This window comes from Thiohalocapsa halophila (assembly GCF_016583825.1).
GTDB classification, from domain to species: domain Bacteria; phylum Pseudomonadota; class Gammaproteobacteria; order Chromatiales; family Chromatiaceae; genus Thiohalocapsa; species Thiohalocapsa halophila.
Window position 1 is genome coordinate 17,632 of record NZ_NRRV01000055.1, and the last position, 19,474, is coordinate 37,105.

Here is a 19,474-nt window from a genome sequence, read left to right on the forward strand (position 1 = left end):
CAACAGCAAGCTCTCCGCAGATCGGGCGCACGCCGTGGTCCATACTGGCTCCGCCGTGACCGTGGGAGCGGCTCTGGCCGCGACCGACGTTGCGCCAGCCTCGGCCTCCCCGTCGCGGCAAGGATGCCGCTCCCACGGCAGTCGGTCATGCGCCGGATTCGCGAGCCGCCGGCTTGGCGTCCGAGGTCGGGCGGGCGCCGATGAGCGTCCCGATGCGATCGCCGATCCACTGGAACATCACATAGAGCCCCGGAATCAGCAGGATGCCAATGAGCGTAGCCGCCAGCATGCCGCCCAACACCGTGAAGCCCAAGTGCACCCGGGCGTTGGCGCCGGCGCCGGTGGCGAGCACCAGTGGCAGCAGACCGACAATGAAGGCGAGTGCGGTCATCAGCACGGCGCGGAAGCGCATCCGCGCACCCGTGACGGCGGCCTCATACAGGCTTTTGCCTTCTTCGCGCTGCTCCTTCGCGAACTCGACGATCAGGATCGCGTTCTTGGCGGCGAGGCCGATCAGCAGCACGAAGCCGATCTGGGTATAGAGGTTGTTGTCGAGCCCCACCAGCCAGAGCGCCAGCGCGCCGCCAAGCAGTGCGACGATCACCGAGGTCAGCACCGCGAACGGAATGGCCCAGCTCTCGTACAGGCCCACCAGGAACAGATAGCCGAACAGCACCGCCAGCGCGAAGATGGCGATCTCCCCGCCCGCCGTCTGCTGCGCCTCCTGATAGGACATGGCGGTCCACTCAACGGCGTAGCCGTCTGGCAGGGACTTGTCCGCTGCCTCCATCATGGCCTGCATGGCATCGCCGGTGGAATGGCCGGGCGCCGCGCTGCCGTTGATCTGGGCGGTGAGGAACTGGTTGTAGCGGAAGATCAGATCCGCGCCCAGCTCTTCGCGTAGGCTCGCCAGCACCGACACCGGCACCATGGCGCCGTTGTCGGCGCGTACATAGGTGGCACCAATGTCGTCCAGCGTCCGGCGGGCGTCCTGCTGGGCTTGGACATTGACCTGGTAGGTACGCCCAAGGTAGGTGAAATTGTTGACGAAGCTGCTGCCGAAGGTGGCCTGCATGGTCTGGAAGAAGGTCGCCACCGGCACGTCCAGGTACTGCGCCTGGGTGCGGTCCAGGTCCACGAACACCCGCGGCACATCGGCGCTGAACGTGGACCGGGCCTCGGCGATGCGCGGGTCCTGATTGGCCTCCGCCAACAGGCCGCGCATCACCTCTGTGAGCTCCTGCGCGGACTGCCCGCCCAGGGCCTCCAGCTGCATGGTGAAGCCGCCGGCGGTGCCGAGACCGGGAATCGGCGGCGGCGGGAAGAGCAGGATGTTCGCGCCGGGAATGGCGTCCAGCTCGCCGTTCAGCTTGGTGTAGAGTCCGCCCAGACTCGTCTCGGGCGTGGTGCGCTCGTCCCAGGGCTCCAGCACCAGCACCACAAGCGCCGCATTGGACGACGGCGCGTTGGTGAGCAGGCTGTAGCCGGACACCGTGAGCACGTCGGCGACGCCGTCGGTCTTCGCGGCGATCTCCCGGACCTTGGCGACGACTTCATTGGTGCGCGGCAGGGACGCGGCGCTCGGCAGGCTCAGGTCCGCGTAGAGCACGCCCTGGTCCTCGTTGGGCAGAAAGCCGCTCGGCAGACGGTCCAATATCAGAACGGCGGCGGCGCCCACAGCCACCACCAGCACGCCCGCCAGCACGGCGCGCCGGGCCAGGAGCCCGGCCACTGACACATAGCCGCCCCGGGTCTTCTCCAGGCCCTTGTTGAACCAAGCGAAGGGACCGCGCTTGGGCGCCTTCGGCTCGCCGAGGAAGAGCGAGGTCAGCACCGGCGACAGGGTCAGCGCATTGACGGCCGAGATGGCCACCGCGGCGGAGATGGTCACCGCGAACTGCCGGAACAGCTCCCCGGAGATGCCGGGCAGGAAGGCCACAGGCGCGAAAATGGCGAACAGCACCAGGGTGGTGGAGATGATGGGGCCGGTCACCTGACGCATGGCCTTCAGGGTGGCCGCGCGCCGGTCGAGCCCCTCCTCCGCCATGATGCGCTGGACGTTCTCCACCACCACGATGGCGTCATCCACCACCAGCCCAATGGCCAGCACCACCGCGAACAGGCTGATGGTGTTGGCCGAGAAGCCCACCGCCAGCAGCACCACGAAGACGCCGATGAGCGACACCGGAATGGTCACCGCCGGCACGATGGTGGCCCGCAGGTCCTGCAGGAAGATGAACACCACCAGCAGCACGATCACCGCCGTGATGGCGAGCGTGAAGACGATCTCTTGAATGGACGCCTTCACGAAGTTGGTGGAGTCGTACATGATCTTGGCGGCGACGCCGTCCGGAAAGCGCTTCTCCAGCCGCGTCAGCTCCGCACGCACCCGGTCCGCCACCTCCAGCGCATTGGCGCCGGGCGCCTGGTAGATGGCAATAGCCGCCGTGGGCTTGCCGTTGAAGCGAGTGGTGCTGCTGTAGGACTCGGCGCCGAGCTCCACCCGGGCGATGTCCTTGACCCGCACGATGCCGCCGTCGGCGCCGGTGCGCACCACGATCTCCCCGAACTCGCCCGGCGCCTCGAGCTGCCCCTTGGCGACGATGGTGTACTGGAAGGCCTGGTCGTTCGGAATCGGCGGGCCGCCCACCTGGCCCAGCGCCGCCTGGATGTTCTGCTGCTGGATGGCGCTCACCACGTCCTGCGGCGCAATGCCGAGCGCCGCCATCTTGTCCGGGTCCAGCCAGATGCGCATGGAGTAGTCTTCGGGCCCGAACTGCTTCGCCTCGCCTACACCCTCCACGCGGGCCAGCTCGTCCTGCACATTGATGGTGGCGAAGTTGGACAGGAACAGCTCGTCCCGGGACTCATCCGGCGACGAGACGGTAATGACCAGCAGCAGATTGGTGGATTCCGCCTGCACGGTCACACCCAGCTCCTGTACCTCCTGCGGCAGCTGGGCCAGTGCCTGGGAGACCCGGTTCTGGGTGTTCACCTGGGCGATGTCCGGGTCCGTGCCGACGGCGAAGGTCACGGTCAGGGTATAGATGCCCGAGCTCGACGCCGTCGAGGACATGTAGAGCATGTCCTTGACGCCGTTCACCTGCTCTTCGATGGGCCCGCCGACGGTGTCGGCGATGGTCTGGGCATCGGCGCCCGGGTAGGTGGCGGTCACCACCACCACCGGCGGCGTGATGGGTGGATACTGGGCGACGGGGATGGCCCGCAGCGCGAGGATGCCCGCCACCACCAGGACGATGGACACCACCGCGGCTAGCCGCGGGCGCTCGACGAAGACCTGCGAAATCATCTCTAGCCCCCGTTTGCCGCGGCTTTCGTGTCGGCGCCGCCGCCGGCATCCTTGCCGGCCGAGCCACCACCGCTGTCGGTCTCGGTATCGCTACCGCTATTGCTCTTCGCGCCGGCTTGGGACTTTTTCGCAGCCGAGCCACCATTAGACCCACCGCCATCATTGGCGCCCGACCCCGACGCATCACCGCTGCTCGCGCCGCTAGGGGCTGTGCTTGACGCGCCACTGGGGGCGCCACTGGAGCCTCCACTGGGCGCCACCGTCATCCCCGGTTTGACCTTTTGCAGGCCGGAGACGATCACCAGCTCACCGGCGGTGAGGCCCGAGGTTACCCCATAGCCGTCGCCGACCCTTGGTCCGAGCTTGACCGTGCGCGCCTGCACGCGGTCGGAGCCGTCCACAAGATAGACCTGGGCACCGCTGCGGGTGCGCTGCACCGCCGCCGCCGGTACCACCGGCAGGCGCTGCTTGTCGGCGTCGTGTACGACCACGGTGATGAACTGCCCGGGCAGCAGCACGCCGCTCGGATTCGGAAAGTCCGCGTAGATGGCGACCGTGCCGGTGGCTGCGTCCACTTTGTTGTCGGCGAAGGAGATCTTGCCGGACTTGTCGTACTGCGTGCCGTCCGGGAGCAGCAGCTTCGGGACGAAGGCCTTGCGCGCCTCGGCACTGGTGGTGTTGGCACCCAGCTTCTTTTGCAGGCGGACCAGCTCGGCGCTGGGCACAGAGAACACGGCGCGGATGGGGTCCAGTTGGGCGACGGTGGCCAAGGTGCCGGTGCTGGCGTTGACGAGATTACCTTCTGTGACGGCAGTCGCACCGATGCGCCCGGGGATGGGGCTCTTGATGGTGGTGTAGCCGAGGTTGATCTTGGCGTTGTCGACAGCGGCCTGGGCCTGCTGCTCGCTCGCCTTGGACTTCTGCACCTGCGCCTTGGCCTCGTCGCGGGCGGCCTTGGCGCGGTCGAAGGCGGTCTGGGAGGTGTCGCCCTTCTTGACCAGCGTCGCCTGGCGCTGGAAGTCCGCCTGTTTGTCCTCCAGCTCCGCGGCGGCGGCCTGCGACTCCGCCTTCGCCGCCGCGAGCTGGCCCTGGGCCTGCGCTAGGTCGGCCTTGTACTGATCCTGCTCGATGCGGTAGAGCACCTGATCCTTGTCCACCATGGAGCCCTGGTCGAAGGCGACCTTCTCCAGGAAGCCCTCTACCCGCGCCTTGAGGTCCACGGATTGGATGGCCTGGATGTTGCCGATAAAGCGGGAGCTCTTATCGACGGTCTTGGTCTCCACCGCGGAGACCACCACGGCAGGCGTGGGCTTGGCGCCTTGCTGCCCGGCCTGCTGGGCGAGTGCCGGGGCCGCGGCGATGAGCGCCGCCAGCAGCACAACGGGGTGGCTCGCGAAGCGCCGACGGACCGACAAGAGAGGGGGATTGCGCTGTGCGCCAAAAACCATGAGGTCTGACTCCGATATTGTCCTGTTGTGCGGGGCGGGCAAAGTACGGGCCCATTGCACAGCCGACCGCGCCACAAAGGGTGCACGCAGCGCGCCGTCACGGCAACGACGCAACGCAACCCCTGCGCTGATCCCTGCACCGATTCCTGCGGTGGGAAGCGCGGCGCCCGACTACCCTGTAAGCCTAAATGTTCTCGCGCCAGAAACCGCGATCCAATGCTTAGGATGGTGAGCGCAGGGCCGGCAGGCGATTGCAAGGGCAGCGGTCAAGGTTGTTGCGGCAGCGAGCGCGCTGCGCGCAAGCGCGCGGAGGATGCGCAGGAACAAAAGGCGCCGCGACTCCGCCGGGGGCGGCGTGCGAGTACGACCTCTTGCACCACGCGCCGGCCTTCGCGGCCTGGCTGCGGAACATCAAGGATGGCTTGGCCACCAGGAGTGAAGCATTTCGACACCACCAACCGTGTCTCTCATGCCTTGGGCGTGAAATCGGCAGGGAAGCACGTCAGCGCCAGCCCGGTCTCGGCCGCGGGGGTCAGGCCTCACAGGTAACGCGAGAACGTCCACCCCACATCGAGACGGGCTCCAGCCCGCCGGGTGCGAGCGCACACAGATGGGACCAGCCCGAGTATCGCCAACCCTCCGAACACCGCGCTATGCTTCCGCGCCATGGACCGCATCGCTTCGCCCCACGACACCTTGCGCTACGTCACCGCCGAGGGCGAGCAGTACCGCAAGCAGTATCCCAAGACCCGCCACCTGCCGCCGGTCTTTCGTGCGCACCCTGCTGCAACAGACCTTCACCGGAGAGCCGATCATGCAGAGCTTCATCGACCGCTACATTGAGCAAGGCATCAATCAGGGCCAGCGCCTCGGCGAGGCAACCGCCCTGCTGCGCCAGATGGAGCGCAAGTTCGGCGCGCCCAGCGACAGCGTGCGCGAGCGGGTGCTCGCCGCCGACAGCGACACCCTGTTGGAGTGGCTCGACCGCATCCTCAACGCCGAGTCGGTGGACGCGGTGCTGAAGACGAGATCGCAGAGGAATGGCTGGTTGAGGCGGCCCGTCGGGCTCGGGAATTGGATGCAGGGCTCATGGAGCCGGTCCCGGCAGAGGAAGTGCGGCGGAAGCCATTAGCGCTGCTCAGATGAGTTATTGCTTTCACCCGGCAGCGGAAGCGCAATACTTGGAGGCCATCTCCTATTACGAATCGAAGCGCGCTGGATTAGGCGCCGGCTTTCTGGCCGAATTCGAAACTGCGAAGAGACCGCCGGATATCCGGCGCAAGCGCCTGAAGCGGCTTTTCCTTATACCCTGCTCTTGATTCCGGAGAAGCACATGTCTACCGTCTTAAGCAAAGAAGATGCGCACCAACTGGTCGAGCAGCTTCCCGCTGGTGCAACCTGGGAAGACCTGATGCGGGAGATCTACGTGCGTGCCGCCATCGAGAAGGGGCTCGAGGAGAGCCGATCTGGACGAACCAAAGACGTCGCGGAGATCAGAAGGAAATATGGTCTGCCGGAATGAAGGTCCATTGGACGGAGTCGGCAGAGGCGCATCTCGACGCGATCTACGCCTACATTGCGCAGGATTCGCAAACCTACGCCCTGCGGATGGTGGACCGCATCACCCAGCGATCACAACAGATCGGGGCATTCCCTCTGTCAGGGCGGCGCGTGCCCGAATACGATATCGACCAGATACGGGAAGTGTTCTGCGGCGCGTACCGGTTGATCTACCACATCAAATCCGATCAGATCGACATCCTCGCCGTGGTCCACGGCGCGCAGAACGCGCTCCTTGAGGACAACGCCTAGGCGAAACGCGCGGTGAGTGGTGCTGGACAGGCTGTAAGCAGTTGGTGAACGAGATCCGGGGACAGTATACTGATCTCTGCGCTGGCTACCATGGACCGCATCGCCCAGCCCCACGACACCTTCTTCCGCGAGAGCTTCACCCGCAGTGAGGTCGCCCGCGACTTCCTACGCTACGTCACCGCCGAGGGCGAGCAGTACCGCAAGCAGCATCCCAAGACCCGCCACCTGCCGCCGGTCTTTCCGCGGGTGTAGACCACGGCGACCGGCCCTGGCACGCACCGGCAGGATTCCAAGACCTGGTCAAGCCGCTGCCGCACAGCCTGGTGCCCTTCTTGCCGAGCTTCGGCTACAAGCTGGTGGATCTGTCCGGCCCGACCAATGCCGAGATCAAGGGCCGGGTGCTGACGCGGCTGGTGCAGTTGGCCATGCGCTGGGTCTTCGACGCCGAGCCCGTCGCGCGGCTGCGCAAGCTGCTGGCGCTGATCAATCAGATCGAGGACCGCGACACCGCCGTCGAAGTGCTGGAATCCTTGCTGCTTCGGCCCGCCCAGCGATAGCGTGCGCGAGCGGGTGCTCGCCGCCGACGGCGACACCCTGTTGGAGTGGCTGGACCGCATCCTGGTCGCCGAGTCGGTGGAGGCGGTGCTGCACTGACGGCGGCGAGGCGTTTGGCGTGCCGAGCAGCGACGCGGGCTGCGGCAGTTAAATGTAACCCTCCAGGCTGGATAAGGTCAGAAAAGGCAGGACGCCGCGGCAAAGGGCGAGATCGTCACAAACGACGAGCTTGAGCGGGAAATCGAGTCCCGGGATCGAGTCGGCGCAGCGAAACCCGACGTCAAGGGCATCGAAATCGCTGTCGGGATCGCTGTCGGGACCGGTCAGGCACTGGGTACGGCGATGAAAGGCGCGATTTCGATGGAGACGGCAAGGAGACTGAATCAAGGGACGTACTAAGGGCGTGTAGTCTTGGTCATAGAGTGGACCGAGATCCTGCATCGCCCCGTCACCTGGAGACATGCCCGGCCCTAAGGCATCGCCCCGGGCGCCGCGTCATATTCGGTTGCCTCCTGCATCCCAGCGCCCGCGCGGACGGCGGACCGACGCCATGTCAGTGCGCGCGTCATCAGCGCGGCGGAGACGCCGCTCCCACGGCGGCCGGCGGCTGTCTACTTCACCTTCATGCCCGGCTCCGCACCGGCGTCCGGGCTCAGGATGAAGACGTCCTTTCCGCCCGGTCCCGCCGCTAGCACCATGCCCTCGGAGACGCCGAAGCGCATCTTGCGCGGCGCGAGGTTGGCGACCATCACCGTGAGCCGACCTTCGAGGTCCGCCGGGTCGTAGGCCTTGCGGATGCCGGCAAAGACATTGCGGGTCTCGCCGCCGCCCAGGTCCAGCGTCAGCTGAAGCAGCTTGTCGGCGCCCTCCACCGGCGCGGCCTCGGCAATCCGGGCGATGCGCAGGTCCACCTTGGCGAAGGCATCGAAGTCGATGGTCTCCGCGATGGGGTCCTTGGCCGGATGGCCGCCGCCGGTATCCGTCTCACCACTCTGCCCGGCCGTCGGCTGTTGGGCCGCCGCCAGGTCTTCTTTGGACGCCGCCAGCACCGCCTCGATGTGCTTGGGCTCGACCCGGGTCATCAGCGGCTTGAACTTGGCGATCTCATGATCCAGCAGCGGCTCGGACAGCGCCTCCCAGGTGAGCGGCTCGATCTGTAAAAATGCCTCGGCGGCCTCCGCGGTCCCCGGCAGGATGGGCTTGAGCCAGCCGATGAGCAGCCTAAACAGGTTCAGGCCCTGGGTGCAGATGCCCTGCAGCTCGGCATCGCGGCCGTCCTGTTTGGCTATCACCCAGGGCGCCTGCTCGTCGATGTACTGATTCGCCCGGTCCGCCAGCGCCATGATGTCCCGCACCGCACGGCTGAATTCCCGGCGCTCGTAGGCCTCGGCGATGCCCTGACCGGCCGCCGCGAACTCCTCGAACAGCCCCGCCTCCGGCAGCTCGGCCGCCAGCCGACCGCCGAAGCGCTTGGTGATGAAGCCAGCGGTGCGGCTGGCGATGTTCACCACCTTGCCGACGAGATCCGCGTTCACCCGGGCTTGGAAGTCGTCCAGGCTCAAGTCGATGTCGTCGACCCCGGGGCCGAGCTTGGCGGCGAAGTAGTAGCGCAGGTACTCGGGATTCAGGTGATCCAGATAGGTCCGCGCCTTGATGAAGGTGCCGCGGGACTTGGACATCTTCTGCCCGTCCACGGTGAGGAAGCCGTGGGCGAAGATGGCCGTGGGCGTGCGGAAGTCCGCACCGTGCAGCATCGCCGGCCAGAACAGGGCATGAAAATAGATGATGTCTTTGCCGATGAAGTGATACAGCTCGGCTTGGCTTCCCTTGCCCCAGAAGGCGTCGAAGTCCAGGCCGGCGGCGCGCCCGCGCTCGCTCTCGCACAGGTGCTTGAAGCTCGCCATGTAGCCGATGGGCGCGTCCAGCCAGACGTAGAAGAACTTGCCCGGGTGATCCGGGATCTCGAAGCCGAAGTACGGCGCATCCCGGGAGATGTCCCACTCCTTGAGGCCCGCGTCGAACCACTCGTCGAGCTTGTTGGCCACCTGCTCCTGGAGCCCGCCGCCGCGGGTCCACTCGCGCAGCATGGGCTCGAAGTCCGCGAGCCGGAAGAACAGGTGCTCGGACTCGCGCTGTTCCGGGACCGCGCCGGAAACCACGGAGCGCGGATTCTGGAGCTCCGCCGGTGAATAGCTCGCGCCGCAGGCCTCGCAGTTGTCGCCGTACTGATCCGCGGCGCCGCACTTGGGGCACTCGCCTTTGATGAACCGGTCCGGCAGGAACATCTGCTCCACCGGATCGAACGCCTGGTGGATGGTCCGGGCCGTGACATGGCCCTTGTCGCGGTTGCGCTCGTAGATCAACGTGGCGCAGTAGCGGTTCTCGTCCGAGTGGGTCGAGTGATAATTGTCGAAGCCGATACGGAAATCCGCGAAGTCCGCTTGGTGCTCCGCGCCCACGCGGGCGATCAACACCTCCGGCGTGATGCCCTCGGCGCGCGCCTTCAGCATGATGGGCGTGCCGTGGGCGTCGTCCGCGCACACATACCAGCAGTTGTGCCCGCGCAGCTTCTGGAAGCGTGCCCAGATATCCGTCTGGATGTACTCCACCAGATGACCGATATGAATCGGCCCGTTGGCATAGGGCAGGGCGCTGGTGATCAGGATGTCGCGGCGCGCGTTGGGGCTCGTGTCGGTTAGGGTCATGGCGTGATGCGGAAACTGGTCCGGAGACGGGCCGTGACGGCGGCCCGCACAAAGGGGCATTATCGGGGAAGGCTGGAAATAGGGGAAAGGGCAGCCTGGTGCCTCGCGGCAGTCCGCGAGCCTAGCAAGTCGGCCCCGGCGATGTCGGCGCCGGGGAGCTTCCTGGCCGCGACTGGAGCACGGCCTCCGAGCGCAGCCTCAGGCGCGCGTCCGCGGTGGACCGCTGAAATCAGACCCGGCGGCGCCCATGTCCCTTCCACAACAAAGCAGACGAGGCAGGCCCCATGCATCACCTGGACTACACCGCCGTCACCAGCGGCGGCCGCGCCTTCGACATGCACTTTCCGCTGCATCCCGAGACCACCTCCCACAGCCAGGTCGCCGGCATGCTCACGCAGACCCTGGCGGCGATCAACAATACCGTGGAGGCCGATCCGCCCCCCGCTGCCGAAGCCGTAAGCGACGGCGATATCCTACAGGCGCTCGCCATGGCCATGGCCGTTCGGGCCCGGATGATCGATGCCCCACCCGCGAGCGCCTTACGCCTGATGCACGAGCTGGTGGACACCGCCTATGCCGCGGCACTGAAGGCCGAGGACTACCCCACAGGCCGTTCCTGATCCACCCCAGCGCAGACGGAGACCCACCATGCATGGCCATGTCCAGACGACCCAGCGCCGCCGACTGCTACTCGCGGCACTCGGGCTCGTCTCGTCCTGCCTCTCGACGGGCGGCGGCGCCGCGACGCACCGGCCGACGCCGGCTCAGAGCCGCGGCCCTTTCTATCCGGACCAGCTGCCGCTGGACCAAGACAATGACCTCACCCGGCTCAGCCCGGCGCGCGCAGCCACCAGCGGCAGCGCAAAGGGCGAGCTCACGGACCTCACCGGGCAGGTGCTGGCAGCGGACGGCACCGCGCTGCCCGACGCCCTGGTGGAGATCTGGCAGTGCGATGCCCACGGGCGCTACCTCCACACCGGAGACCGCGGCGAGCAACGCCGGGACGCTGGCTTCCAAGGCTACGGCAAGACCCGCACCGGTGCGGACGGCGGCTACCGCTTCCGCACCATCAAGCCCGTGCCCTACCCCGGTCGCGCGCCCCACATCCATGTGGCCGTGACGGCAGCCGACGGGCGCCAGTTGGTGACTCAGCTGTACGTGGAGGGTGCCCCCGAGAACGCGCGGGACTTCCTGCGCAAGCGCTTGTCGCCGGCGCAGCGCAAGCTGGTGACTGTACCCTTCCGCCCGAGCGGCGACGACGCCGGGTCGCTCAGGGCCCGTTTCGACATGGTGCTCGGCTGAGCACCCGGCGCTCGCAGCCCCATTGCCCGCGCAGGGCGACACAGTCAATCACCGAGTAGAGCGGGGACGAGGACCTTGGACCAAGACGCCTTCCGCGACACCTACAACGCCGTCAACGAGCGCCGCTGCCCCTACGAGAAATCCATCCTGACCGGAAACTGTGCCTGTCGCCGCTCGAAGCGCTTTTGCATCGCCGAGCGCGAGGGCGTGCACTGCACCGCCGACGACGCCCAGACGCGCTGCCTGGAGTTCCTCGAGCATCTACGCACCCAGGCGCGCTTTGCGCTGCGGACCACGGACGGTCACGCGGCACTGCCGCACGCCAAGGCCATGCGCATCCAGGTGGGCGGGCTGCGCGGGGTGCGGGCGGCGCTCGCGGCGGACCAGCCAGAGGCCGGGCAGGCGGCGCCCGTGGAGGATGTCGATGGCTTGCTGGGCGCCGCGGTGGATCGCTTCGGCGCGCTGGAGGCCCTGCCTTACGGGCGGATCATCCAGCAAATCGCCGCCTACAAGGGGCGGCGCTCCTTCCGCGAGCGGCGGCGAGAGCGCAAGCGCACCGACGACGGTAACGATGATCCAGCCTGAGTCCAGCGCCGCCCTGCCGACGCAGCCGCCTGCACACCGACGGCCGCCGCGGCGGCCACGAACGCTTAGCCTCCGCCCGGTCAGCCACGCTGGGCAGCGCGACTATTGCGCAGCTCCTCCAACAGGCGGGCCGCCTTGTCGCGGTCGGCGAAGCCGACGTCCGCGGTCTGCAAGAGCCGGGTGAGCTGGGCCATGGCCTCATCCGTGCGCCCGAGGCCCTTCAGCGCCACGGCGATGTGATAGCTGATCCCCGGATCGCCCGCCGCGCGGGTTTGCGCGTCGCGCAGATACTTGAGCCCCTCGGCCAGCTCGCCCTGGGTCACCAGCACCCAGCCCAGGGTATCGCCGGTTTCGGCGGCGTTGGGCAACAGCTCGTGAGCCCGGCGCGCATAGGGCAGCGCCCGCGGATCGCCCATCTCGTTGTAGATCACGGCGAGGTTGTTCAATAGCATGGCGTTGTCCGGGGCCTGTTCCAGGGCCGATTCGAACAATGTCAACGCACGCTGATGCTCGCCGAGGGCGTAGTAGCCCTCGGCCAAGGATTGCACGATCACGCCGTCGCCCGGATGGGCATCCTGCCAGGTCTGAAGAAACTCGACACCGGCGGCCATGCCCTCGGCATCGCGCTTGGCCTCGAAGGCGCGCAGTGCCAGCAGGGGTGAGTCGGTCTCATCCAGGGCACGCCGGAACGCGTCGAACGCCGCGTCGTACTCGCCGCGGGCGCTCAGCACGAGCCCGGTGAGGTGGTCGGCGTAGGGCCGGCTCGGATAATCACGGCGCAAGGCGCTGGCCACCTCCAACGCCTCGTCGGTGCTGCCTTGGTCGATCAGCAGCTCCCCCAAGCGCAGCCGCGCCGGCAGATAGTCCGGATCGCCTTCGGTGGCCTTCCGCAGGGACCATAACGCACCATCCATGTCCCCCGCGTCCCGTTGCAGCATGGCCACTTCGAGCAGACGGCGCGCGTCGTAGCCGGCGAGGCTCGAGCCACGGCGCAGCACGACCTGGGCCGTGGCGCGGCGGCCGCTGGCGATATAGGCGCGGCTCAGTGCCGCCAGCAGATCGGGGTCGTCGGCGTTGTTGCTGCGCACCTCGACGCTCTCGGCAACACGCACCGCCTTGTCCGGCTCGCGCATGCGCAGCAGCAGCTCCGTCTGGTAGATCGCCACAGGCACGGCGCCCGGGTCCGCAGCCAGTGCCCGCTCCGCCAGGCGCAAGGCTTGGTCCAGCTCGCCTTCTGCTTCATGCGCACGCGCCAACAGCATCAACGCATTGGCCTCGTCCGACTCCGTATCGAGCACCCGCTCGAGATGTCCGCGTGCCAGCTCTACATCGCCCTGGCGCAACAACAGCTCCGCCAGGTTGGTGCGCGCGGGGAAGAAGCCGGGGTCCATGGCCAACGCCAGCTCAAAGGCCCAGCGCGCCGTTGCCAAGTCGTCCTTGGCAAAGGCCGCCGCCCCGAGCAAGTTGATGTAAGAGAGGTTGTCCGGCACCCGTAACAACAGCTTGCGGGCGCCCTCCAGGGCGGCGTCGTAGTCGCGCTCTTGCAGCAGCATCACGATCAGCGTCGCGCCCGCATTGCTGAGCTCCGGGCGGCTGTTGAAGACCTGCGAGAGCTCGTTGATGGCATCATCCCGCCGGCCGAGGCCGAACTCGTTTACCGCCTGCTGGGTGCGCAGCGTGATGTCGTTCTGGCGCTGTTCTGTGGCGGCGCGCAACAGCTGGGCGGCCTGGAGATGCCGGCCGGTCTTCATGTAGGCTTCGGCCAGCACCGAAAGGGCCTGGATGTTGCCCGGCGTGCGCTCCACGGCGGGCTCCAGCAGGCGAATCGCCTCTTCGGGCTCGCGCTGCTGCTCCAGGGCGATGCGCGCCAGCAGCACCCGCGGTCCGCTCGCCCCGCCGTCCTCCGCCAGATAGAGACGGAGGTAGTCCTCGGCCTGCTCCCACTGCTTGAGTGTAAAGGCGATGATGCCGGCCAGCAGCAGAGTCGGGCGGTGGCCCTCGATGAGCTCCCGCGGGAAGCGCGCGATCAGATTCGCGCCGGCCTCCAGCGCCTCCTTCGCCGCCGCTTCGTTGCCGAGCTTGGTTTGCACCACCGCCTTCAGATAATGGCTGCGAGGGTCATTGGGATAGATCTCGCGGACCCGGCTCGCCGCCTCGTCCGCCGTCTCCAGCCGGCCGAGACGCAACAGCAGATTCACGCGGCCGATCTGCGCTGGCAAATAGGCCGGCAGCAGCTCCGCGGCCTTGGTCATGTCCGACAGGGCGCCGCTGTAGTCGCCCATGCTCTCGGCGAGCACGCCCTTGAGGTACCAGGCGCGGGCGGAGTTGGGAGCCACCTCCACCGCCTCGCGGGCCAGCGCCGCGGCCTTCTCCAGCTCGTCCTGGAGCAGCATGACGTGCACCCTGCCGAGAATGGCCGACGCGGAGCGCGGGTTCAGCTCCCAGGCCTGGGTGAAGGAGCGCTGGGCATCGAAGTATTGCTCCAGCGCCAGGTGTGCCTCGCCACGCAGCGCCAACAGCTCGGCATCTTCCTCAGGTGCCGTACCGACGGGGAAGAGCTCATCCAGCAGCTGCTGCGGATGCCCCTGCATCAAATAGGCGCGCGCCAGGGAATTCTGGATCAGCGAGCGGTGCGCGCCCAGGCCGTCGGCGACCAGGAGCTGCTTTTCCGCCTGCTCGCCCTGGCCCATGTCCAGATAGATCCGCCCGAGGAGCAGATGCGCGGGCAGCAGCAGCGGGTCTTCTCTGAGGGCGTTCTTGAGGTAGATGTAAGCGGTGCGGACATCGCCCTGGTTGTGGGCCATGAGGGCCTTCTCGTAGAACGCGGCAGCGGCCTCTGCATCCTCGGCCTCGCCGAGGAGCGGCTCGTCCTGCTGTGCGCCCGCCAGTGCGGCGGCGAGACTCAGGATCAGGGCGAGCACGAGCGCGAGGCGACGGCGCAGCGCCGGGCCCGTGCCAGGGTGCTGACCGCCACCGGCCCCGGGGGCCGCGCTCGCGGGTGGCGGCACGGGCGCCCGAGCAGGCCATTGGCTGACTGTATTGCGCATTTGGCCGCCGCGACCGGACATGGGCATCTCCCGGAACCTGCAAAAGGACTGGATCATGACTCCTCGTGAGCAGAATCGGCCCCAGACGGGGCGCGGCATCGCCCGCCTCCGCGCCTTGGATGACCTGTACATCCGCGCCGCGTGACCCGCGGCGCGCCCCACCACGGTGGATAGCCGGATTATAGGGGAGCCGGATGCGTGCATGTTCCCGCGCGCGCCGCCGAGCCCGATCAGCCGAGCGGCACCGAGCGGCACCGGGCAGGCGGGCGCGGCCTCCCGGATAGGACTGTCTCAGACGCCAATCCACCCGGTGCCACTGTCTTGCTCCGCGATCGAGATGTCCAGATCGCTGCTCACGCCGCGCATCGCGCTCCGGACCAGGTCCGGGCGATTGTTCTGCTGGCTGAGGTGGGACAATAGCAGCTTGCCGAGCCGGCGATGGTGCACCCGCTCCAGCAACGCAGCCGCCTGGGCGTTGCTGAGATGCCCGAAGGCGCCGCCAACACGGCGTTGCAGGCTCGGCGGATAAGGACCGCTGCGCAATAACTCTGGGTCGTGATTGGCTTCGAGCAGCAGCGCATCGCATTCGCGCAGCGCGTCACACATGCGAGGGGTCACCGTGCCCGCGTCCGTGAGCACGCCGAGGCGGCGGCCGTCCCCTTCGAAGACAAACTGGCAGGGCTCGCGAGCATCGTGCGGCACCGGGATCGGGTGCAGCGTCAGCGCACCGATGCGTAGCCGCCGCGCATGGCTCGGAAAGAGGCGCAGTCGCTGCACGTCCTCGGCGCCTGCCCGCCTGCCGACGCTCGCACAGGTGACCTTCCAGGTACCGGGCGTGGCCCAGACCTCCAGCCCATAGCGCCGGGCAAGGCGCGGCACACCGGCGACGTGGTCGCCATGCTCGTGAGTGACGACAACGGCGGTCAGCTCGTCGGGGCGCACGTCGATGGCCGCCAAGCGCTGCTCGATGTCCCGCAGCGGAAACCCGCAGTCCAGCAGGACCCGCGTGCCATCGCACTCCACGAGCGTCGCATTGCCTCGGCTGCCGCTGCCGAGCACCGCAAAACGCATGCGGCTCAACCCGATTCGCCGCGCGCTGCGCCGGCCGCGCCTAGCGCAGCTCTTCGTGCAACAGGCTCAGTATGCGCTCGCCGGTGCCGCCCGTGGTCGGCCGACCTTCGGCGTCCGTCACGCGCACGCGTGTCGCATCCGCGCCGGCCTCCAGGCGGACTTGGTACTGCTCGACGCCGCGGTCGTCGTTACCACGCCAGAAGGTTATACGATCGATGATGCCGCGTTCCCCGGCATTCCGGCCGGGGTCGTCGTAGCGCACATAGAACACGCCCTCGCTGCGGTTGCGATCGGCCACCGCGAAACCGCTGCGGTCCAAGGCGAGCCCCGTCTGCCGCCAGGCCTGGCGGTATTCGCCGGGAACCACCAGCTCGGCGTTGGCGCCGTTGCCGACCAGCCGGCTACCCGCACCGGCCGTCGCCGCGGCACTCCCGGCCGTGGCCGCGGAGCCGCCGCTGGCGAGCATGCGCTCGGCGTCGCGATCGGACACACCGAGATAGAGCATGAGCCGGCGCAGCATGATGGCTTCCTTGTCCGGATCAGTGCCGGCAGGCTCCCAGACCGTCGTGGCCCCTTCGCCGACGGTGTTGCGCACGAGGCGCTCTTCCATGCCCCGGTGGGTGAGATAGACCTCGGTGGAGTCGCGGCTCGGGCCGGCGTCGAGACGCACGCGGTACTGGTCGCGGGTGGATGTGGAGTAGAGCCCGTCGAGGACCTTGCGCACCTGGCGGGTAATGAAGTCCTGACGCACCTCGGCACGATTTTCCAGCCAATCCGTCTTCATGACCCCGGTAGTCGGGTCCTGCTCCACCAGCAGGATGCCCTGTTGGCGCCAGAAGTCGACCACTTCCGACCAAACCGCGTCGGGGGGTGCATCGATGTCGAGCCAGCGCCGATCGCCGGAGCGGCGCAGGGACACGCCCTGCACATCCGGCAGCACGTCGCCGCTCTGCGCGATGCGGGTGCGCGCGGCACGCTCACCGGCGTAGCCGGAGTAGGTGGCGGTGCCGGTGGCGCCCGGCACATCCAAGGCGTCGTCGAAGCTGGCACCGGCGAGGTCGGGCGGCAGCTCCAGGTTGTCGGATGCCTCGCGCTGCTCCTTGTACTGTAGCGACTGGTCCGGCAGCACCTTCTCCATGGTGCCGCCGCAACCGGCGAGCAACAGCGCCGCCGCGGCGGCGAGCAGTGGTGTAGATGACTTGATCATGAGTGCTGGGACACTGGCATTGTGCCGCTGAGGGTAAGCGGAAGGCGGGTAAGGGGCATCGGCCCGGCGCGCGCCAGGCGCACCACGGTCGGCTCCCGGCGCGACCTTCTCAGGTAGCAGCCTTTCTCGGGAGCTCGCCGAGCTCAGACGGCGCCCACCTGCTGCATGGCCTCGCGCACCGCCGAGTGCTGGGCATCGCTGAGCCAGGTGAGCGGCAAGCGGATGCCCCGGCGGGCGAGACCCATCTCCGCCATGGCCCATTTCACCGGAATCGGATTGGACTCCACGAACAGCGCCTGGTGCAGGGCATCCAGTTGCGAGTTCAGCGCCAGTGCCGTTTCGCGCTCGCCGGCCAGAGCGGCCTCGCACATGCGCCGCATCAGCGCCGGCGCCACATTGCTGGTGACGGAGATGACGCCGTCGCCGCCGCGCAGCAGGAACTGGCAGCCGGAGCCGTCGTCGCCGCTGTAGAGCGCGAAGTCCGGGCCACAGAGCTCGCGCAGCTGCGGCACCCGATCCAGATCGCCGGTGGCATCCTTCAGGCCAACGATGTTCTGCACCTGCGCCAGCTCGGCGGTGGTCTCCGGCAGCAGATCACAAGCCGTGCGCCCGGGCACGTTGTAGAGGATCTGCGGGATGGACACGGCCTCCGCCACGGCGCGGTGATGGGCGATGAGCCCTGCCTGCGTGGGCTTGTTGTAATAGGGAGTGACCAGCAAGGCGGCATCGGCGCCGGCCTGCTCGGCACAGCGGGTGAGGCGGATGGCCTCGGCCGTGGCGTTGGCGCCGGTGCCGGCGATGACTGGGATACGGCCCCCCGCGAGCTCGACACAGCGCGCTATGACGGCGCAGTGCTCGTCTTCGTCGAGCGTCGCCGACTCGCCCGTGGTCCCGACGGCGACAATGCCGGCGGTGCCCGACTCCACGTGGAATTCCACGAGCCGAGCCAACGCGGCGTCGTCGACGATGCCGTCGGCGTCCATCGGCGTGATCAGCGCGACGATGCTCCCGCGCACAAACATGGCTGCCCTATTGCTGTTGAACGAAGTCCGCGGATACTAGCGCGCGCCCCGGCGCCGATACAAGGCAGCGACGCCCGAGCGCACAAGGCGCATGCCGCCGCGCCGGCGCCATGGCTGGCTGACCCGGTGACACGCCCGGCACATCCGCCCGGCCCTTCCCTTGGCCCCGGAAAACGCCATGCTATACACTCGCGGCGAAGCCGTCGCGCGCCGTTTTGATACGCCAAGGAAACCATGAGCACGCACAAGACCTTCCTCGTGATCTCCGCCCTCGGCCGGGACCATCCGGGCCTGGTCAACGACCTGTCCCGCACCATCCTGGAGCAGGGCTGCAACATCGAAGACAGCCGCATGACGGTGCTCGGCGGCGAGTTTGCGGCCATCCTGCTGGTGGAGGGCAAGTGGAATACACTCGCCAAGGTCGAGAACGCCCTCCCGGAGCTGGAGCGCTCGCTGGGTCTCACCATCACCAGCAAGCGCACCGGTGAGCGCGAGCGCAATACCGACAAGGTGCCTTATGCCGTGGACGTCATCGCCATGGATCACCCCGGTATCGTGAACAATCTCGCGGGGTTCTTCGCCGAGCGGCAGATCAATATCGAAGACTTGGCGACCAATACCTACGCCGCCGCACACACGGGCACACCCATGTTCGCCGTGCACATGACCGTGGGCATTCCCGCCTCGACGCACATCGCCACCCTGCGCGAAGAATTCATGGACTACTGCGACGGCCTCAACCTCGATGCCGTGCTGGAGCCGCTCAAGTCCTGAGCGCCCAGCGGACCCCTGCCCGCGGGCGCCCGCCACGGCGGCCGGCCCCAGAGGCATTCGTCTGGCTGAGAACCGGCACCGGCCACCGACGATCCCACCCAAGGCCCCTTACATAGGAAACCCACGATGGCAGTCGCAATCGGCGAGACCGTCCCAGACATCGAGCTTCCCGCCACCGGTGACAAAACCCTGAAGCTCTCGGACCTGCGCGGCAAGCGCGTGGTGCTCTATTTCTACCCCAAGGCCAGCACGCCGGGCTGCACCCAAGAAGGGCTGGACTTCACCGCCTCCCAGGACGCGCTCGCTGGGCTGGACACGGTCATCGTCGGCGCGTCGCGCGACGGCATCAAGGCGCAGGAGAATTTCAAGGCGAAGCAAGGCTTCGGCTTCGACCTGCTCTCCGACAAAGAAGAGGCCCTGTGCAAAGCCTTCGATGTCATCAAGGTCAAGAAGATGTACGGCAAGGAGTCGCTCGGCGTCGAGCGCAGCACCTTCCTCATCGACGCGCAGGGCGTGCTGCGCCGGGAGTGGCGCGGCGTCAAGGTCAAAGGCCACGTCGATGAGGTGCTGGAGGCCGTGCGCGCGCTCGGCTGACGGGCGCCCAGGCGCAGTCCGGCCCCGCTCCCCACCCCCGCT

The 19,474-nt window shown here is 67.7% G+C and carries 17 protein-coding genes and 1 pseudogene; 10 read left to right on the forward strand and 8 right to left on the reverse strand.

Annotated features, from left to right (window positions below; translation table 11 throughout):
* Nucleotides 1-145 precede the first annotated feature (145 nt).
* Nucleotides 146-3,310 carry an efflux RND transporter permease subunit gene (locus tag CKO31_RS18850; RefSeq protein ID WP_200240488.1) on the reverse strand — a complete coding sequence of 1,055 codons (3,165 nt, stop codon included), beginning with the start codon at nt 3,308-3,310 and terminating at the stop codon, nt 146-148.
* A gap of 2 nt (nt 3,311-3,312) precedes the next feature.
* The gene (locus CKO31_RS18855; protein ID WP_200240489.1) at nt 3,313-4,758 is read right to left on the reverse strand and encodes an efflux RND transporter periplasmic adaptor subunit; all 1,446 of its coding nucleotides are present in this window, start codon (nt 4,756-4,758) and stop codon (nt 3,313-3,315) included.
* Between the two features lie 814 nt (nt 4,759-5,572).
* On the opposite strand from CKO31_RS18855, the gene CKO31_RS18860 reads away from it, so the two are divergent.
* From CKO31_RS18860 to CKO31_RS18880, 5 genes and pseudogenes are all read left to right on the forward strand, one after another.
* Complete coding sequence (locus CKO31_RS18860; RefSeq protein ID WP_200240490.1) at nt 5,573-5,890, forward strand: hypothetical protein; 318 nt, start codon at nt 5,573-5,575, stop codon at nt 5,888-5,890.
* A 201-nt stretch (nt 5,891-6,091) separates the two neighbouring features.
* On the forward strand, nt 6,092-6,280 hold the full coding sequence (locus CKO31_RS18865) for a hypothetical protein (protein WP_200240491.1): 189 nt from the start codon (nt 6,092-6,094) through the stop codon (nt 6,278-6,280).
* Nucleotides 6,277-6,570 carry a type II toxin-antitoxin system RelE/ParE family toxin gene (locus CKO31_RS18870; RefSeq protein WP_200240493.1) on the forward strand — a complete coding sequence of 98 codons (294 nt, stop codon included), beginning with the start codon at nt 6,277-6,279 and terminating at the stop codon, nt 6,568-6,570. The genes CKO31_RS18865 and CKO31_RS18870 overlap by 4 nt, the downstream gene beginning before the upstream one ends.
* A gap of 90 nt (nt 6,571-6,660) precedes the next feature.
* The gene (locus tag CKO31_RS18875) at nt 6,661-6,822 is read left to right on the forward strand and encodes a hypothetical protein (RefSeq protein WP_200240494.1); all 162 of its coding nucleotides are present in this window, start codon (nt 6,661-6,663) and stop codon (nt 6,820-6,822) included.
* A gap of 11 nt (nt 6,823-6,833) precedes the next feature.
* Nucleotides 6,834-7,127 (forward strand): annotated as a pseudogene (locus CKO31_RS18880) (Rpn family recombination-promoting nuclease/putative transposase); the annotation flags it as partial.
* A gap of 145 nt (nt 7,128-7,272) precedes the next feature.
* Here the strand turns inward: CKO31_RS18880 and CKO31_RS18885 are convergent.
* Both CKO31_RS18885 and metG read right to left on the reverse strand, forming a co-directional pair.
* Nucleotides 7,273-7,566 (reverse strand): hypothetical protein, encoded by a 294-nt coding sequence (locus CKO31_RS18885; RefSeq protein ID WP_200240496.1) that lies wholly within the window; start codon nt 7,564-7,566, stop codon nt 7,273-7,275.
* Between the two features lie 170 nt (nt 7,567-7,736).
* Nucleotides 7,737-9,830 (reverse strand): methionine--tRNA ligase, encoded by a 2,094-nt coding sequence (metG, locus tag CKO31_RS18890; RefSeq protein ID WP_200240498.1) that lies wholly within the window; start codon nt 9,828-9,830, stop codon nt 7,737-7,739.
* A 284-nt stretch (nt 9,831-10,114) separates the two neighbouring features.
* Between metG and CKO31_RS18895 the strand changes: the two genes are divergently transcribed.
* From CKO31_RS18895 to CKO31_RS18905, 3 genes are all read left to right on the forward strand, one after another.
* Nucleotides 10,115-10,450, forward strand: a complete 336-nt coding sequence (locus tag CKO31_RS18895) for a hypothetical protein (protein ID WP_200240499.1) — start codon at nt 10,115-10,117, stop codon at nt 10,448-10,450.
* 28 nt (nt 10,451-10,478) lie between these two features.
* The gene (locus CKO31_RS18900; RefSeq protein ID WP_200240501.1) at nt 10,479-11,132 is read left to right on the forward strand and encodes a dioxygenase family protein; all 654 of its coding nucleotides are present in this window, start codon (nt 10,479-10,481) and stop codon (nt 11,130-11,132) included.
* 75 nt (nt 11,133-11,207) lie between these two features.
* Nucleotides 11,208-11,717, forward strand: coding sequence for a hypothetical protein (locus tag CKO31_RS18905; protein WP_242475505.1), 510 nt, complete (start codon nt 11,208-11,210; stop codon nt 11,715-11,717).
* Nucleotides 11,718-11,797: 80 nt separating this feature from the next.
* Here the strand turns inward: CKO31_RS18905 and prsT are convergent, their stop codons facing one another.
* From prsT to dapA, 4 genes are all read right to left on the reverse strand, one after another.
* Nucleotides 11,798-14,785, reverse strand: a complete 2,988-nt coding sequence (prsT, locus tag CKO31_RS18910; RefSeq protein WP_200240502.1) for an XrtA/PEP-CTERM system TPR-repeat protein PrsT — start codon at nt 14,783-14,785, stop codon at nt 11,798-11,800.
* A gap of 270 nt (nt 14,786-15,055) precedes the next feature.
* A complete protein-coding gene (locus tag CKO31_RS18915) occupies nt 15,056-15,835 on the reverse strand; it encodes an MBL fold metallo-hydrolase (protein WP_200240514.1) in 780 nt (259 codons plus the stop codon).
* A 40-nt stretch (nt 15,836-15,875) separates the two neighbouring features.
* Complete coding sequence (gene bamC, locus CKO31_RS18920) at nt 15,876-17,042, reverse strand: NlpB/DapX family lipoprotein (RefSeq protein WP_200240503.1); 1,167 nt, start codon at nt 17,040-17,042, stop codon at nt 15,876-15,878.
* 143 nt (nt 17,043-17,185) lie between these two features.
* Nucleotides 17,186-18,064, reverse strand: a complete 879-nt coding sequence (dapA, locus tag CKO31_RS18925; protein WP_200240504.1) for a 4-hydroxy-tetrahydrodipicolinate synthase — start codon at nt 18,062-18,064, stop codon at nt 17,186-17,188.
* Nucleotides 18,065-18,298: 234 nt separating this feature from the next.
* Here dapA and CKO31_RS18930 point away from each other — a divergent pair, with 234 nt between their 5' ends.
* Together CKO31_RS18930 and CKO31_RS18935 are read left to right on the forward strand one after the other, a co-directional pair.
* Nucleotides 18,299-18,838 carry a glycine cleavage system transcriptional repressor gene (locus tag CKO31_RS18930; protein ID WP_200240505.1) on the forward strand — a complete coding sequence of 180 codons (540 nt, stop codon included), beginning with the start codon at nt 18,299-18,301 and terminating at the stop codon, nt 18,836-18,838.
* A 126-nt stretch (nt 18,839-18,964) separates the two neighbouring features.
* Complete coding sequence (locus CKO31_RS18935; protein WP_200240506.1) at nt 18,965-19,432, forward strand: peroxiredoxin; 468 nt, start codon at nt 18,965-18,967, stop codon at nt 19,430-19,432.
* The last annotated feature ends 42 nt before the right edge of the window (nt 19,433-19,474 follow it).